The organism is Streptomyces sp. YIM S03343 (assembly GCF_054729195.1).
This window is the reverse complement of the sequence record NZ_JBPUKX010000001.1, coordinates 3,641,854-3,655,865: the sequence shown is the minus strand read 5'-3', so window position 1 is coordinate 3,655,865 and position 14,012 is coordinate 3,641,854. Positions and strand designations below refer to the sequence as shown.

The following is a 14,012-nucleotide window of genomic DNA, read 5'->3' as shown; positions in this document are numbered from 1 at the left end:
TTCCCAGGTCGGGGAGCGAGCCCTCGTCCGTGAAACAGCGGACCGCGGTCAGAAGCGCCGCGTGATCAGGGCCCGCTTGACCTCCGCGATCGCCTTCGTGACCTCGATGCCGCGCGGGCAGGCGTCCGTGCAGTTGAAGGTCGTGCGGCAGCGCCAGACGCCGTCGCGGTCGTTGAGGATCTCCAGGCGCTGCTCGCCCGCCTCGTCGCGGCTGTCGAAGATGAAGCGGTGGGCGTTGACGATGGCCGCCGGGCCGAAGTACTGGCCGTCGGTCCAGAAGACCGGGCAGGACGACGTGCAGGCGGCGCACAGGATGCACTTGGTGGTGTCGTCGAAGCGCTCGCGCTCCTCGGCGGTCTGGAGGCGCTCGCGGGTGGGCTCGTTCGTCTCCTTGGTGACCAGGAACGGCATGACGTCCCGGTACGCCTGGAAGAACGGCTCCATGTCCACGACCAGGTCCTTGAGGACCGTGAGGCCCTTTATGGGCTCGATCGTGATCGGCTTCGTGGGGTCGATGTCCTTGATCAGCGTCTTGCAGGCCAGGCGGTTCCTGCCGTTGATCCGCATCGCGTCGGAGCCGCAGATGCCGTGGGCGCAGGAGCGGCGGAAGGTCAGCGTGCCGTCGAGGTCCCACTTGATCTTGTGGAGGCCGTCGAGGACGCGTTCCTTCGGGTCGATCTCCAGCTGGAAGTCTTCCCAGACCGCCTCGGCCGCGACCTCCGGGTTGAAGCGGCGGATGCGGAAGGTGACCGTGATGTAGGGAGAGGCCGCGGCGGCCGACTCCGCCTTGTCCAGAACGGGGGTTGCCATCAGTACTTACGCTCCATCGGCTGGTAGCGGGTCTGGACGACCGGCTTGTAGTCGAGCCGGACGGACTCGGCGCCGTCGTCGCCCACCTCGCGGTACGCCATGGTGTGGCGCATGAAGTTGACGTCGTCGCGGTTCGGGTAGTCCTCGCGGTAGTGACCGCCGCGGGACTCCTTGCGGGCGAGCGCGGAGATCGCCATGACCTCGGCGAGGTCGAGCAGGTTGCCCAGCTCGATGGCCTCCAGGAGGTCGGTGTTGAACCGCTTGCCCTTGTCCTGGATCGCCACGTTCCGGTAGCGGGCGCGGAGTTCGGCGATCTTGTCCACGGCCGTCTTGATGGTCTGCTCCGTGCGGAACACCATCACATTGGCGTCCATGGCCTCTTGGAGCTCGCGGCGCAGGGTCGCCACCCGCTCGCTGCCGGTGGAGGTCCGCAGCTGCTCGATCTGCGAGACGACGAACTCCGCCGGGTTCTCCGGGAGTTCGACGAATTCGGCGCCGTCGCTGTACTCCGCCGCCGCGATGCCGGCCCGGCGGCCGAAGACGTTGATGTCCAGCAGGCTGTTGGTGCCGAGGCGGTTGGCGCCGTGCACCGAGACGCAGGCGACCTCGCCGGCGGCGTAGAGACCGGGCACCACCGTGGTGTTGTCCGCGAGGACCTCGCCCTGGACGTTGGTGGGGATGCCGCCCATCGCGTAGTGCGCGGTGGGCTGGATCGGGATCGGGTCGGTGTACGGCTCGATGCCCAGGTAGGTGCGCGCGAACTCGGTGATGTCCGGGAGCTTGGCGTCCAGCTGCTCCGGCGGGAGATGGGTGAGGTCGAGGTAGACGTGGTCGCCCTCGGGACCGCAGCCGCGGCCCTCTCGGATCTCCGTGTAGATGGACCTCGACACCACGTCGCGGGACGCCAGGTCCTTCATCACCGGCGCGTACTTCTCCATGAAGCGCTCGCCGTCCTTGTTGCGCAGGATGCCGCCCTCGCCGCGGGCGCCCTCCGTGAGCAGGATGCCCATGCGCCAGATGCCGGTCGGGTGGAACTGGAAGAACTCCATGTCCTCCAGCGGCAGTCCGCGCCGGTAGACCGCGGCCTGGCCGTCACCGGTCAGGGTGTGCGCGTTGGACGTCACCTTGAAGAACTTGCCGCAGCCGCCGGACGCGTAGATCACGGCCTTCGCCTGGAAGACGTGGATCTCGCCCGTGGCGAGCTCGTACGCGACGACTCCCGCCGACTTCTTGACGCCGTCGACCTCGATGATCAGCTGGTCGAGGACGTAGAACTCGTTGAAGAACTCCACGCCGTGCTTCACACAGGTCTGGTACAGCGTCTGGAGGATCATGTGGCCGGTGCGGTCGGCCGCATAGCAGGAGCGGCGCACCGGGGCCTCGCCGTGGTTGCGGCTGTGCCCGCCGAAGCGGCGCTGGTCGATGGTGCCGTTCGGGGTGCGGTTGAACGGCAGGCCCATCTTCTCCAGGTCGAGGACGGAGTCGATGGCCTCCTTCGCCAGGATCTCGGCGGCGTCCTGGTCGACCAGGTAGTCACCGCCCTTGATGGTGTCGAAGGTGTGCCACTCCCAGTTGTCCTCCTCCACATTGGCGAGCGCGGCGGCCATACCGCCCTGCGCTGCGCCCGTGTGGGAGCGGGTGGGGTAGAGCTTGGTCAGTACGGCGGTGCGGCTGCGCTTCGTCGACTCGATGGCGGCGCGCATGCCCGCGCCGCCGGCGCCGACGATGACGGTGTCGTACTTGTGAATCTTCATGGGTGGTTGCCTCAGCCCCGTGACTAGCGGATGTTCGGGTCGAAGGTGAAGATCACCAGCGAACCCAGTACGACGGTGAACACCGTGGCGGTGTACAGCAGGCCCTTGAGCCAGAGCCGGGTATTCGCGCGTTCCGCGTAGTCGTTGATGACCGTGCGCAGACCGTTGGCGCCGTGCAGCATCGCGAGCCAGAGCATCAGCAGGTCCCAGACCTGCCAGAACGGGGAGGCCCAGCGGCCCGCCACGAACGCGAAGCCGATCTTGGAGACACCGCCGTCCAGCACGAGCTGGATCAGCAGATGGCCGATGACCAGGACGACCAGCACCACGCCGGACAGCCGCATGAACAGCCAGGCCGCCATCTCGAAGTTGCCCCGGGTGGACTTGGGGGTCTTCGCGGTGCGCTTGCGCGGGGCCTCGATGAGCGGGGCCGGGTGGTCGACGTCGTAGTACGAGGCGCTCTCGACGGGACCGATCCCGGAGGCGGGGGACTCAGTGGTGGACATGGGCGTCAGCTCCCGAACAGGACACGAGCGGCGTGGCCGAGGACCGGGTAGATCGCGCCGGCCATCAGGACGACCCAGACGCCGACGACGGACCACAGCATCTGCTTCTGGTAGCGCGCGCCCTTCGACCAGAAGTCGACGGCGATGACCCGCAGGCCGTTGAGCGCGTGGAACAGGATCGCGGCGACGAGGCCGTACTCCAGCAGCCCGACGATCGGCGTCTTGTAGGTGGCTACGACCTTGTCGTAGTCCTCGGGCGAGACACGGACGAGCGCGGTGTCCAGCACATGGACGAACAGGAAGAAGAAGATGAGGACCCCGGTGACTCGGTGAGCCACCCAGGACCACATTCCTTCCCGTCCGCGGTACAGCGTTCCAGCCGGCACGGAAGGACCCTCCGGGAGCGGGGACTAGGGCCGCGCCGGCTCGGTGTCGGTCGGGCCCGGCCGGGTACGGTCCACCGGCCCCCAGCATCGTAGCCAGCCGCTGGGCGCTTGCTCAGTGGGGGGCCGGTTGTGTGATCCAACTGGCACCGAACGAGTGAGCTGCGCCGCCGGGTCTGGGATAGGGTGTCCGGTTATGTGTGGGGTCCAAGGGACTCATGCGTCGGGCCCAGGGGCCAGCACGAGGCCCAGTCGGGCCCTTGCCAGACGCCGCAGCTGCTCCGCGGCGACCACCCGTTCCTCGTCCGGATCGTTCGCCAGCCGTGACCGGATGCCCTCCAGGGTCCGGTTGAGGGCCTCCTCGGGCGCCACGTCGTCCAGACAGATGACGAACGGATGTCCGAATTTCACCGCGTACGCCGAGTGGGCCGCCTTCAGGGCGGTACGGGCCGCCAGATAGGTCGAGTACGACGGGTACGCGGGGCTCGTCGGATACACCGGGCTCGTCGGATACACGGGGTTGGCCGTATACACGGGGTTGGCCGTATACGCCGGGCTCGCCGGCGGGTACGCGGGGCTCGCCGTGTCCGGCGGGCCGCCGGGCAGCGGCTCACGGCCCAGTGCCGCCGTGAGGTCCTCGGGGGTCAGGTCGTACGCCGCCTCGTCGGACGCGGCCAGCAGGGCGGCCACATCGGGATAGGGGCGGTGCGCGGCCATCCGGTCGGCCCACCGGGGTGAGGGCAGGCAGGCCAGCAGAGTGCGGCGGGCCTCGTCGGCGGGCGCGGTGTTCAGGTCGGTGAGCGTCACGTGAGTGTCGGCAGAGGATCCTGTGGACGGTGTGATGACACGGTATCGACCGGGGTCACGGAGCGTCCGACAGATGCCCCGATTTCACCCGGACGAGAGAGTTTTGAAACAGCGAGTGGACAGCCGAGTCAGCCGTTGGGCATAGGTTGGCGGGGTGAGCCAGCACCGACGCCGACCCCCGGCGAAGAATGTGAAGCAGCGACGCGCGGTCGTCGCCGGAGTGTTCGCGGCGACCGTCGCGCTCGGGGCCGGTATCGGGATCGCCGCCTCCGGCGGTGACGGCAAGCCGTCGGACACGGCGAGCGGCCGGGCCTCCGGCACTTCGTCGGGCACCAAGGACACCGCGAACGGAATGGCCGCGACCCCGAGCCCGACCCGCTCCTACGCCCTCTCGTCGACACCCCGGGTCATCCCCGCCGTGCGCAGCCACACCCCGGGCCGTGGCCCTGGCTGGCGTCCCTCGAAGTCGTACCGCGTCGTGGTGAGCGATCCCAAGCTGGCCGACGAGGGGCAGTTGATCGCCGGTGAGCTGGGCCTGGACTACGCCGGGCAGCGCACCGACGTACGCCCCGGGGACGTACGGCTGGCGCTCGGCGGCGGAGTGGGCGGCAACGCGGAGTCGTACACCATGACGGTGAGCGGCGGCCGGGTCAGCATCAGCGGGCCCTCCGACGCGGGCGTCTTCTACGGCACCCGCACCCTCAAGCAGGAGGTGCACGGCGGCGGTACGGCCCCGGAGGGCGTCGTGCGCGACACCCCGGCCAAGCCGGTGCGCGGGCTCATGCTGGACACCGCGCGCAAGCATTTCACCGCCGCCTGGATCGAGGACCGGGTACGGGAGCTGGGCGATCTGAAGTTCAACCAGTTCGGCCTGCACTTCTCCGACGACCAGGGCTTCCGCATCGAGTCCTCCTCGCACCCGGAGATTGTCTCGGCGCAGCACCTCACCAAGGCCGAGGTCAGGAAGATCGTCGCTCTCGCCGCGTCCCGGCACATCACCGTGGTGCCCGAGATCGACTCGCCCGGCCACCTCGGCGCCGTCATCGCCGCCCACCCCGACCTCCAGCTGCGCAGTGTGCGGGGCACGGCGCCGCGCGGCACCATCGACATCTCCAAGCCCGCCGCCGCGAAGATCGTCGACGATCTGCTGGAGGAGTACGCCCTGCTGTTCCCCGGCGGCTCCTGGCATCTGGGCGGCGACGAGTACCAGGCGCTGATGGCGAGCGACCCGGCCGCCTCCTACCCGCAGCTCGCCGCCGCGGCCAAGCAGAAGTACGGCTCCTCCGGCACCGTCTCCGACCTGACCACCGGCTGGCTCAACGCCCGCGCCGCCACCGTCCGCCCCCGGCACGCCACCATGCGGGTGTGGAACGACGGCTTCTTCCGGGGCACCTCGGTCGCGCCCGCCAAGGACCTCCAGGTCGCCTACTGGACCGGCAAGGAGTACGGCGCCCGGCAGCCGCTGGAGTATCTGAGCGCGGGACGCAAGGTCGTCAACTACAACGACGAGTACCTCTATTACGTGCTCGGCCAGCCGCAGACCTTCGTCTACCCGACGGGACAGCGCATCTACGAGCAGTGGAACCCGCGGGTGCTGCGCGGCAGCACGGCCGTGCCGTCCCGCTACGACGGCCAGATCCTCGGCGGCTCCTTCGCCGTGTGGTGCGACCTCTCGGGCTCCCAGACCCAGGACCAGGTGGCCGCCGGCATCCGTATGCCGCTGCGGGCGACGATCCAGAAACTGTGGGACCCGGGCGCGCCGAAGCTGTCGTGGACGGACTTCCGCAAGCTCGCCGGCCGGCTGGGCTGAAGCCCCCTTTGCCCGGTTTCCCCGGCCCGCGGCGGGCGCTCCCGAATGTGCGCGGGGGGCGATCAAGTGTGCGCGACCGGTGATCTTATGCTCTGAGCGAACGCCTCCCGGTGTGATCGGCCATTGGCCGAAAAGTTCTTCTTCCGTATGCTCGGCCGCCTTGGCGCGATGTTCCGTGATGCTCATGGACCGTCGCGCACGGTAAGCGAAGTGCGGGCTCCGTACCGGAATGGTGCCCCGTCTTGGGAGGCGTGGATGAGCCTGGTGGAACTGGTCGCGCAGGCCGATGAACGTGGCCTGGCCGCGAGCGGACTGGCTTGTTTGGATCGGTGCGTGCCTCTGCTCGGCGGCGACGATGACGTGCTGCGGCCGCTGTGGACGTGCCTGACCGGCGAACCCGGCAGCGGGGAGTGGGGCGAGCTGGTTGACCGGGCGCGCACCGAACTGGACACCGAGAGTGCAGGGAGCGCAGGGAGTGCAGGGAGCGCCGAGGGCTGCGAGGGGGACGAGGCTGTGCTGCTCGCCCGCGGCATGCTCGCCGCCGTGCCCGTCGAGCGCACCCCGGACGCCCTGCGGGCCTGGGCCGACGACTGCTCCGTGACCGCGCTGCGGATCCATCATCTGCTCGGCCCCGCCGAGGACTCCGAGCCCCCCTTCGACCAGTGCCGTGAGGGCGTGGCCGAGGGCATGTCGCCGCTGGTCGCGGTCGAGCTGCGGCGCCAGATCGCCGTACTCGAACTGCTCGCCGAGCACGGCGCGGCCGGGCTGCGTCCGGCGCTGGAGGTGTCCACGGAGGGGCGCCGGGTGCTGCGCGCGGTGGTGCACCGCCGGGCGAGGAGCCGGGCGTAGGAATACCGGCGCGGCCCGGAGGAGGGCCGATAGGGGGTCTGGGGGCGGAGCCCCCAGGGTCGGGAACGGGAAGGGGCGGCGGGGGCGAAGACCCCGAACCCCACCCGACCCGGGAGACCCGGCGGGCGCCGGAGTGCCGACAGGTCGGCCGAGGGCGGCGCGCCCGGTCTCAGAGCAGCAGCCACTTCACCACCGCGTCGCCGTAGGTCGCGGTCTGCCGGTAGAACGCCGTCAGGCTGTCGTGCGCGGATTCGAACACCCGGCGGGTGCGGGGCTCAGCGGCGGTGCCGCCGTAGCGGGGCAGCAGATCGGTGCGGGCCAGCCGCCAGAGCGACTCGAAGTCGGCCGAGCCGAGGAATGCCGAGACCCGCACCACCTGCGGCGCGGTGAGCAGCAGGAACGGCGGTTCGGCCTGGTCGGCCGTGAACACCGGTCGGCCGCCGAGGATCACCTGGGCCCGCGGGCCCTCCTCGTCGTGGAAGGGCGGTGTGCCGGCGTACAGCAGGTCGTGGTCGAGGTAATGCCGGTCCAGCAGTCCCTCAAGATGCCGGTCGACCCGGAAACGTACGGTGTCCCAGTCGTCGTCGAACAGCTTCCGCATCCAGTTGGCGCTGTTGCGCAGGGCCGGCGGGGGCACCGCGCGCAGATGGAAGTACGTGTTCATCACCAGAAGGAGCGCACGGGCCGGGCCGGGCGTCACCATCGCCACGAACGTGCTGGTGACACGCGGGTGACCGGCCGGGGGAGGGGCGGCGCGTAAGCGAGACCCGGACCGAAAGCGCCCTGAAGCGGGGCTGCATCGACATGCGGCTCCGCCGCGATGGGGGTACCTCCCTGCTCGAACGAAGTTGAGAGCTTGGGGGAGCGACCAGCCACGACGGTGCCGCAGACGACAAACGGCACATCGCGGCACTCCCAGCGGAGCGCTTAGGCGGATTCCGGATCGCGGGTGACGAATGCGCCCCTGACCTCGCTCTTCCCTATGTGACGACTGTGACGGCAGTTCAGGAGACCCGGAGCCACACCGCGGCGAAGCCGATGCGGTGGGCGGCGGACATGGTGGCGACCATGCGCGAGGGCGCGCGGTTGTACCTCGACTACTCGGCGCAGAGCCTGTGGCGGGTGGACCGGATGATCGACGACCTGCGCCGGGAGGGCACGCCCCACCAGGCGATGGACGGCGTGCTGCGCGGGTTCGGCGCGTACACCGGGGAGGTGATCGTGCGTCAGACCGGCGGTGAGTGGGTCGGCGAGGACGAACACCGTATCCGTACGCCGGACGGCAGGCTGTGGGACCCGATCGAGGAAGCCCGCCGCTGTTTCGCCGGGTACGGGTCGCTGCGACTGCTGTGCCGCGATGCCACGGATGTCATGGATGCCACGGAAGGCTGGCAGGGGCAGGCGTAGGCGTGAGTCCCAGAGCCGAACACTCGGCAAAAACGCGGTAATAAGAGACGCCAGCGTTCCCAAATCGGCGATGCCGGGCGCAGGATGGGCCCATGGCCGACAATCGTCGTTGGTGGGCGCTGGTCGTCATCGCGCTTGCCCAGCTGATGGTCGTACTCGACATGACCATCGTGAACATCGCCCTTCCGTCCGCGCAACGCGCACTCGGCATGTCGGACGCGAACCGCCAGTGGGTGATCACCGCCTACACCCTGGCGTTCGGCGGGCTGCTGTTGCTCGGCGGCCGGGTCGCCGACCTGGCGGGCCGCAAGAAGACGTTCATGATCGGGCTTCTGGGCTTCGCCGCAGCCTCCGCGATCGGTGGCGCGGCGCAGAGTTCGGCGATGCTCTTCGGGGCCCGCGCCCTCCAGGGCGTTTTCGCCGCGCTGCTCGCGCCCTCCGCGCTGTCGCTGCTCGCGACGACGTTCACCGATCCCAAGGAACGCGGCAAGGCGTTCGGCGTCTTCGGCGCCATCATCGGCGCGGGCGCCGCCATCGGACTCCTCGCGGGCGGCTTCCTCACCGAGTATCTGAACTGGCGCTGGTGCCTGTACGTCAACGTGCCCATCGCGCTGGTCGCGTTCGCCGGCGCCTGGACCCTGCTGGCCCCCGTCCAGCGGTACCCGGGCGCCCGTCTCGACGTGCCGGGCGCGCTGCTCGGCTCCGCCGGGATGCTCTCGCTGGTCTACGGCTTCTCCGAGGCCGAGTCCCGCGGCTGGAGCGACGGAGTGGTGCTCGGACTGCTGTTCGGCGGCGTCTTCCTGCTGGGCCTCTTCGGCCTGTGGCAGACCCGGGCGCGGGTGCCGCTGCTGCCGATGACGGTGATCAAGGACCGGCAGCGCATCGGCGCGTTCTGCACCGTTCTGCTCGTCACCGTCGGCATGTTCGGCGTCTTCCTCTTCCTGACCTACTACATGCAGGGCGTCATCGGATACTCGCCGGTCAAGACGGGTGTCGCCTACCTCCCCATCACCGTCGGCATGGTCATCGGCTCCACGCAGGTCGCCGCCCGGCTGCTCAACCGGGTGCCGCCGCGCCTGCTGATCGTCCCCGGTCTGCTGGTCGCGGCGGGCGCGCTGGCGCTGATCGCCCAGGTGGGCGTGGAACCGGCGTACGCCTCGCACATCCTGCCCGGCATGCTGATGCTCGGCCTCGGTATGGGCACGGCGATGATGACGTCCGTCTCGCTGGCCACCGGCAGTGTCGCGCCGCAGGACTCCGGCGCCGCGTCCGCGACCTTCAACACGGCCCAGCAGGTGGGCGGTTCGATCGGTACGGCGCTGCTCAACACGATCGCCGCGAGCGTCACCACCCGCTACCTCACCGCCCACGCCGCTCCCGGCGCCGACAGGCGGCTGCTCCAGGCCCAGGCCACCGTGCACGGCTTCAACGTGGCCACCTGGTGGGCGATGGGCTCGTTGCTGCTGGCCGCCCTGATCGCGGCCGTGGTCATCGACGCGCCCCACGCGCCGATGCCCCACAGGGCGGAGGAAGCGGTGCCGCAGCCGGTGGAGAGCGCCACGTGAGACTGGGGCCGCCCCTTCGCCGTACGTGAGACGGTGCCTGTTCCCCGCACCGGACTTCCGCGAACGGGACCGGCCCGGGTCCCCGCCCATCAGGCGGGGACCCGGGCCGGTCCCCGTGGTTTTCCCGTTCCGGGCTTACGGCGTCAGCGTCTGCCCCAGATGCTTCCCCGCCGTCAGACCGAGCGCCGACCTGGTGAGCGCCACGGTCTGCGCCAGTCCGAGGCCGCTGCCGCCGCTCGGGGTGTACATCAGGACACCGTCGCCGCTGTCCTCGCCCTCGGCGCCGAAGACCAGGTCGGCCCGGCCGTACCCGGACAGGTCGGCCAGTGAGACCGCCGAGCCGAACCGGTCGCCGCTCTCTGTGCTGCCGGGGACACCGGCCGTGTCCTGCGAGACGGCCACCGAGCCGGTGCCGGTGAGCCCCGTGGCGCTGCCCTTGATCAGCACCGCGTTGCCCGCGTCGGCCTGGTTCACCCCGCCGCGCGTCAGATCCTCGCCGGGGACACCGGCCAGGACGTCCGCGTAGCCGTCGGCGTCGAAGTCCCCGACCGCGACGGAACTGCCGAAGGCGTCGCCGGACTCGTTGCCGCCGGGCACCGAGGCCGTGCCCTGCTGGATCACCGTCATGCCGGTCGTGGTGAACCCGGTGGCGGTGCCCGGAACCATGGTCACCTGGCCGCCGGACGCGCCGCCCGACTCGGTGGCGGAGGGCTGGCCGATGACGATGTCGTCGTAGCCGTTGCCGTTCACGTCGCCCGCGGCGATCGCGCGGCCGCCCTTGACGGAGATCACCCCGGCCTTGACCAGCCCGGTCGCCGAGCCCGTGAACCGGACGACACGGCCGGTACCGGCGGTGTCGCGGTAGTTGAGGGCGACGTCGGCGTAGCCGTCCCGGTTGAAGTCGCCGGTGGCCGCGTCGAGGTACGAGACGGCGCCGGTGGCGGTGGTGAGGGTGCCGTAGCTGGTACGGCCGTCGGTCAGCCGCACGTGGTAGCTGCCGCCCTGGCCGGTGCCCGCCGAGAACACGTCCGCCTTGCCGTCGCCGTTGAAGTCCCCGACGGTGACGGCGGAGCCGAGCTTGGCACCGGTCGCCGTGACCCCGGAGGTCGCGTAGGAGAAACCGGAGTTCAGACCCGGCCCGTAGAGCACGGTCACCCCGCCCCGGTCCGGGTGGCCGCTGGTGTCGTCCTCGCCGGGGGCGCCGATCGCGAGGTCGGCGATGCCGTCGCCGTTGACGTCTCCCCAGGCGGTCGCGGCGCCGAAGTCGTCTCCGGTCTCGGAACTGCCGGGGACGCCGGCGCTGTTCTGGGTGATGGTGCGCCGCGCCGCCGCGACCGGACCGTCGTCGCCGCCCGGTACGACGGTCACCGAGTTGGCGCGCGGGGTGCCCGCGACCAGGTCGGCGATGCCGTCACGGTTGAAGTCCGAGGTGGCCAGGGCATGCGAGACGCCAGGGGTCTTGGCCAGGGTGGCGATACGGCCGAGCTGCTTGTAGAGCCGGTCGCCGGGGCAGGCGGTGGCGTTGGTGTTCCGGTGGCCGAGGACCCGCGGCACCGTGATCGACGTGCCCTTCTCGATCAGGTTGCCGTCCTGGCCCTTGGCACTGCCGGAGGTCAGCGTCACCTTGCCGGTCGGATCGATGCCGTACATCCCGAACTTCCAGGCCACGATCCGCGCGATCGCGTCCAGCCCGGCGCGGCTCGGTGTCGCGGTCATGAAGTTGCCGATGTACGAGATGCCGACGGTGTTCGTGTTGAAGCCGACGTCGTGCGCGCCGATGACCGGCAGGTCCGCACTGCCGCTGCGGCCCTCGAAGATCTGGCCGCAGCGGTCGACGACGAAGTTGTAGCCGAGGTCGAAGTAGCCGCGCGCGATGTGCTCCTGCTGGATGGAGCGCAGCCGGGCCGCCGAGGAGGCGCAGGACAGGCCGTTGTCGCTGTCCACACCGGTGTGGTGGACCACGGCCGCCTTGATCTCGGTGCCGTACTCCGGCGTGCCGTTGTACTTCGTGGACGCGCCCCACTGGGCCTGCGTGATGATCGGCGGCTTCACGACGGTGGAGGGGCGGGCGGTCGGGACGGTCGAGGTGGGGGAGGGGGAGACCGTGTCGGACGGAGAGGCCGAGTCGGTGGGGGACGCGCTGTCCACGGGCGTGCCGGTGGGTGTGTCGGTGGACGCGCCGGTGGGTGTGTCGGTGGGTGTCGCGCTGTCTGCGGGGGAGTCCGAGGGCAGCGGCGTGTTGCTCGGGGTGTCGCTCGGCGTGTCGCTGGGGGAGTCCGTCGCCCCCGCTGCCACGTACGCCGCGGGCTGGGTCGCCGTCCCGTGCGGGTCGGTGCCCGGGTCGAGGAGCCGTACGTCCATGCCGGCCGGCTGGCCCGTCGCCTCCGTGCCGCCCTTGCCGACCAGGCGCACCTGGATGCCGTCGGAGTCGCCGGTCCACAGCGAGGCGGTACCGCCGCGCGCGGCGTCGGTGGCCCGTGCCTCCGCGCCGTCGGCCTGGTACGGGTCGTCCGCCAGCGCCTGCCACTGCGCCCAGGCGTGGGTCGTACGGTCCCGGACCCGCACCTCGGGCGTGCCCTTGGCCTTGGCATCGGGATCGTCCCAGGTCAGCAGCACCGCGCTGAAGCGATCCGTGGTCTGCTGCGCCAGATCGCGCCGCCCGCTCGGGTGCTGGGCGAGCCGGATCGTGTGCACGGACGCCTTCCGCGCCTGCCCTTTCCCGCCCCCCGCGCCGCCCGGGTCCGCCAGCGCGTAGGTGACGGCACCTGTGCCGCCGAGCACGACGGCCCCGAGGGTCAGCCATGCCCTGCGCTTCATACTGAGCGGCCTGTACACATGTGTCCTGCGAGGACTCAACAATCCCACCCCTGCACATGGAACTCGAAGACACCACCCTTCACAGGTGGCACTTACAGAGCGCATAGCCGTGGCCAGATGTCACTCGCTTTGCTCGGCCTCTTCGAGGCGGGCGTCAACGGCCGTACCCGGCGGACGGTATGCGCTGAAAGCCCGGCCTGGCCTTCGGCACCCTGCTGACCGTCAGACTCGTCCCGTAGGACGTGAAGCGGTGGGAGTGCCGTGGGCGGGTGGTGAGCACGGGTGACTGCTGTCGGCCCGCCACCTACGACCCCGACAGGCAACAAGTCCTAGTACGTCTGCAAGATGACGAAAAGGGCGCGGCGATGACCTTGTGAGGAGTGGCCCGTTTCTGTCGGCGGCCGGCTGTGGTTGGCGTCGGCTGACGGTGCGTGTCGCTCCGGGATCGTCACGCAGACCCTGGCGGCGCGGCTGCATCGGGACTCGGCCTGGGGGAGTGTGACGTTTGTTTGGGCTGTGGCGCTGTTGAGCTTGGGGCGTGTGCGCGGGTTGCCGTGTCGCACGGGGTGGATCCGGTAGTGGATCCGGTAGTGGATTCGGCACGAACTCGGTACGGACGAGGACGGTTCTTGGGCCACGGAGGGGTACCGCGACGCGCACAGGCGTACGACGGGGAACTGGGGGCGGCGGTCGCGCGGGCCCAGGAAGGTGACGAGACGGCTTTCGCGGTCGCCTACCGGCTTGTGCAGCCGGGGCTGCTGGGCTATCTGCGCGGCATCGTCGGCGACGACGCCGAGGACGTGGCCTCCGACGCCTGGCTCGAGATAGCCCGCGACCTGGGCCGGTTCCGGGGTGACGGCGCGGGATTCCGCGGCTGGACCGCCACCATCGCCCGGCACCGGGCCCTGGACCATCTGCGCCGCCAGAAGGTACGGCCCCGCTCGGCCGGGCTGGAACCCGAGCTGCTGGATCTGCCCGGACCCCACAGCACCCATGAGCAGGCACTGGAGTCGATGTCCACCGCGCACGCGCTCGGCCTGGTCCGTGAGCTGCCGCGCGATCAGGCGGAGGCGGTGCTGCTGAGGGTCGTCGTGGGCCTCGACGGCCCCTCCGCAGCCCGGGTCCTCGGCAAACGCCCCGGCGCGGTGCGCACCGCCGCCTACCGGGGACTGAAACGGCTCGCGCGCCGACTCGGTGTCGAGACCCCTTCGGACGAACGTGTGACGAACAAGGGTGTGACGGATGAGGCCCCCCGGACGCTGGGGGAGTCGAAATGAACAGTCATGGCGGGAAGCCGTATAGAT

At 70.4% G+C, this 14,012-nt stretch carries 12 protein-coding genes; 5 read left to right on the top strand and 7 right to left on the bottom strand.

Translation table 11 applies throughout. The features are described 5' to 3' along the window. Positions 1 to 48: 48 nt before the first annotated feature. From ACSYGN_RS15545 to ACSYGN_RS15525, 5 genes are all read right to left on the bottom strand, one after another. Entirely contained in the window at positions 49 to 810 is a 762-nt protein-coding gene (locus tag ACSYGN_RS15545; RefSeq protein WP_460395987.1) for a succinate dehydrogenase iron-sulfur subunit, read from the bottom strand. After that, positions 810 to 2,564, bottom strand: coding sequence for a succinate dehydrogenase flavoprotein subunit (gene sdhA / locus ACSYGN_RS15540; protein ID WP_460395985.1), 1,755 nt, complete (start codon positions 2,562 to 2,564; stop codon positions 810 to 812). The genes ACSYGN_RS15545 and sdhA overlap by 1 nt, the downstream gene beginning before the upstream one ends. A gap of 23 nt (positions 2,565 to 2,587) precedes the next feature. Beyond that, entirely contained in the window at positions 2,588 to 3,070 is a 483-nt protein-coding gene (locus ACSYGN_RS15535) for a succinate dehydrogenase hydrophobic membrane anchor subunit (protein WP_460395983.1), read from the bottom strand. Positions 3,071 to 3,075: 5 nt separating this feature from the next. After that, positions 3,076 to 3,456, bottom strand: coding sequence for a succinate dehydrogenase, cytochrome b556 subunit (sdhC, locus tag ACSYGN_RS15530; RefSeq protein ID WP_460395981.1), 381 nt, complete (start codon positions 3,454 to 3,456; stop codon positions 3,076 to 3,078). A gap of 213 nt (positions 3,457 to 3,669) precedes the next feature. Then, positions 3,670 to 4,260, bottom strand: coding sequence for a 2-oxo-4-hydroxy-4-carboxy-5-ureidoimidazoline decarboxylase (locus ACSYGN_RS15525; RefSeq protein ID WP_460395979.1), 591 nt, complete (start codon positions 4,258 to 4,260; stop codon positions 3,670 to 3,672). 154 nt (positions 4,261 to 4,414) lie between these two features. Here ACSYGN_RS15525 and ACSYGN_RS15520 point away from each other — a divergent pair, with 154 nt between their 5' ends. Together ACSYGN_RS15520 and ACSYGN_RS15515 are read left to right on the top strand one after the other, a co-directional pair. Further along, on the top strand, positions 4,415 to 6,070 hold the full coding sequence (locus ACSYGN_RS15520; protein WP_460395977.1) for a family 20 glycosylhydrolase: 1,656 nt from the start codon (positions 4,415 to 4,417) through the stop codon (positions 6,068 to 6,070). A 255-nt stretch (positions 6,071 to 6,325) separates the two neighbouring features. After that, positions 6,326 to 6,919, top strand: a complete 594-nt coding sequence (locus ACSYGN_RS15515; protein WP_460395975.1) for a hypothetical protein — start codon at positions 6,326 to 6,328, stop codon at positions 6,917 to 6,919. A 169-nt stretch (positions 6,920 to 7,088) separates the two neighbouring features. Here ACSYGN_RS15515 and ACSYGN_RS15510 read toward each other — a convergent pair whose 3' ends face one another. Continuing rightward, positions 7,089 to 7,622, bottom strand: coding sequence for a DUF1877 family protein (locus ACSYGN_RS15510; RefSeq protein WP_460395973.1), 534 nt, complete (start codon positions 7,620 to 7,622; stop codon positions 7,089 to 7,091). Positions 7,623 to 7,912: 290 nt separating this feature from the next. On the opposite strand from ACSYGN_RS15510, the gene ACSYGN_RS15505 reads away from it, so the two are divergent. Both ACSYGN_RS15505 and ACSYGN_RS15500 read left to right on the top strand, forming a co-directional pair. Further along, complete coding sequence (locus tag ACSYGN_RS15505; protein ID WP_460395971.1) at positions 7,913 to 8,326, top strand: hypothetical protein; 414 nt, start codon at positions 7,913 to 7,915, stop codon at positions 8,324 to 8,326. A 92-nt stretch (positions 8,327 to 8,418) separates the two neighbouring features. Then, positions 8,419 to 9,891 carry a DHA2 family efflux MFS transporter permease subunit gene (locus ACSYGN_RS15500; RefSeq protein WP_460395969.1) on the top strand — a complete coding sequence of 491 codons (1,473 nt, stop codon included), beginning with the start codon at positions 8,419 to 8,421 and terminating at the stop codon, positions 9,889 to 9,891. 135 nt (positions 9,892 to 10,026) lie between these two features. On the opposite strand, the gene ACSYGN_RS15495 is transcribed toward ACSYGN_RS15500, so the two are convergent. Then, positions 10,027 to 12,708, bottom strand: coding sequence for an FG-GAP-like repeat-containing protein (locus ACSYGN_RS15495; RefSeq protein ID WP_460395967.1), 2,682 nt, complete (start codon positions 12,706 to 12,708; stop codon positions 10,027 to 10,029). 629 nt (positions 12,709 to 13,337) lie between these two features. On the opposite strand from ACSYGN_RS15495, the gene ACSYGN_RS15490 reads away from it, so the two are divergent. Then, positions 13,338 to 13,985, top strand: coding sequence for an RNA polymerase sigma factor (locus tag ACSYGN_RS15490; RefSeq protein ID WP_460395965.1), 648 nt, complete (start codon positions 13,338 to 13,340; stop codon positions 13,983 to 13,985). Positions 13,986 to 14,012 lie beyond the last annotated feature (27 nt).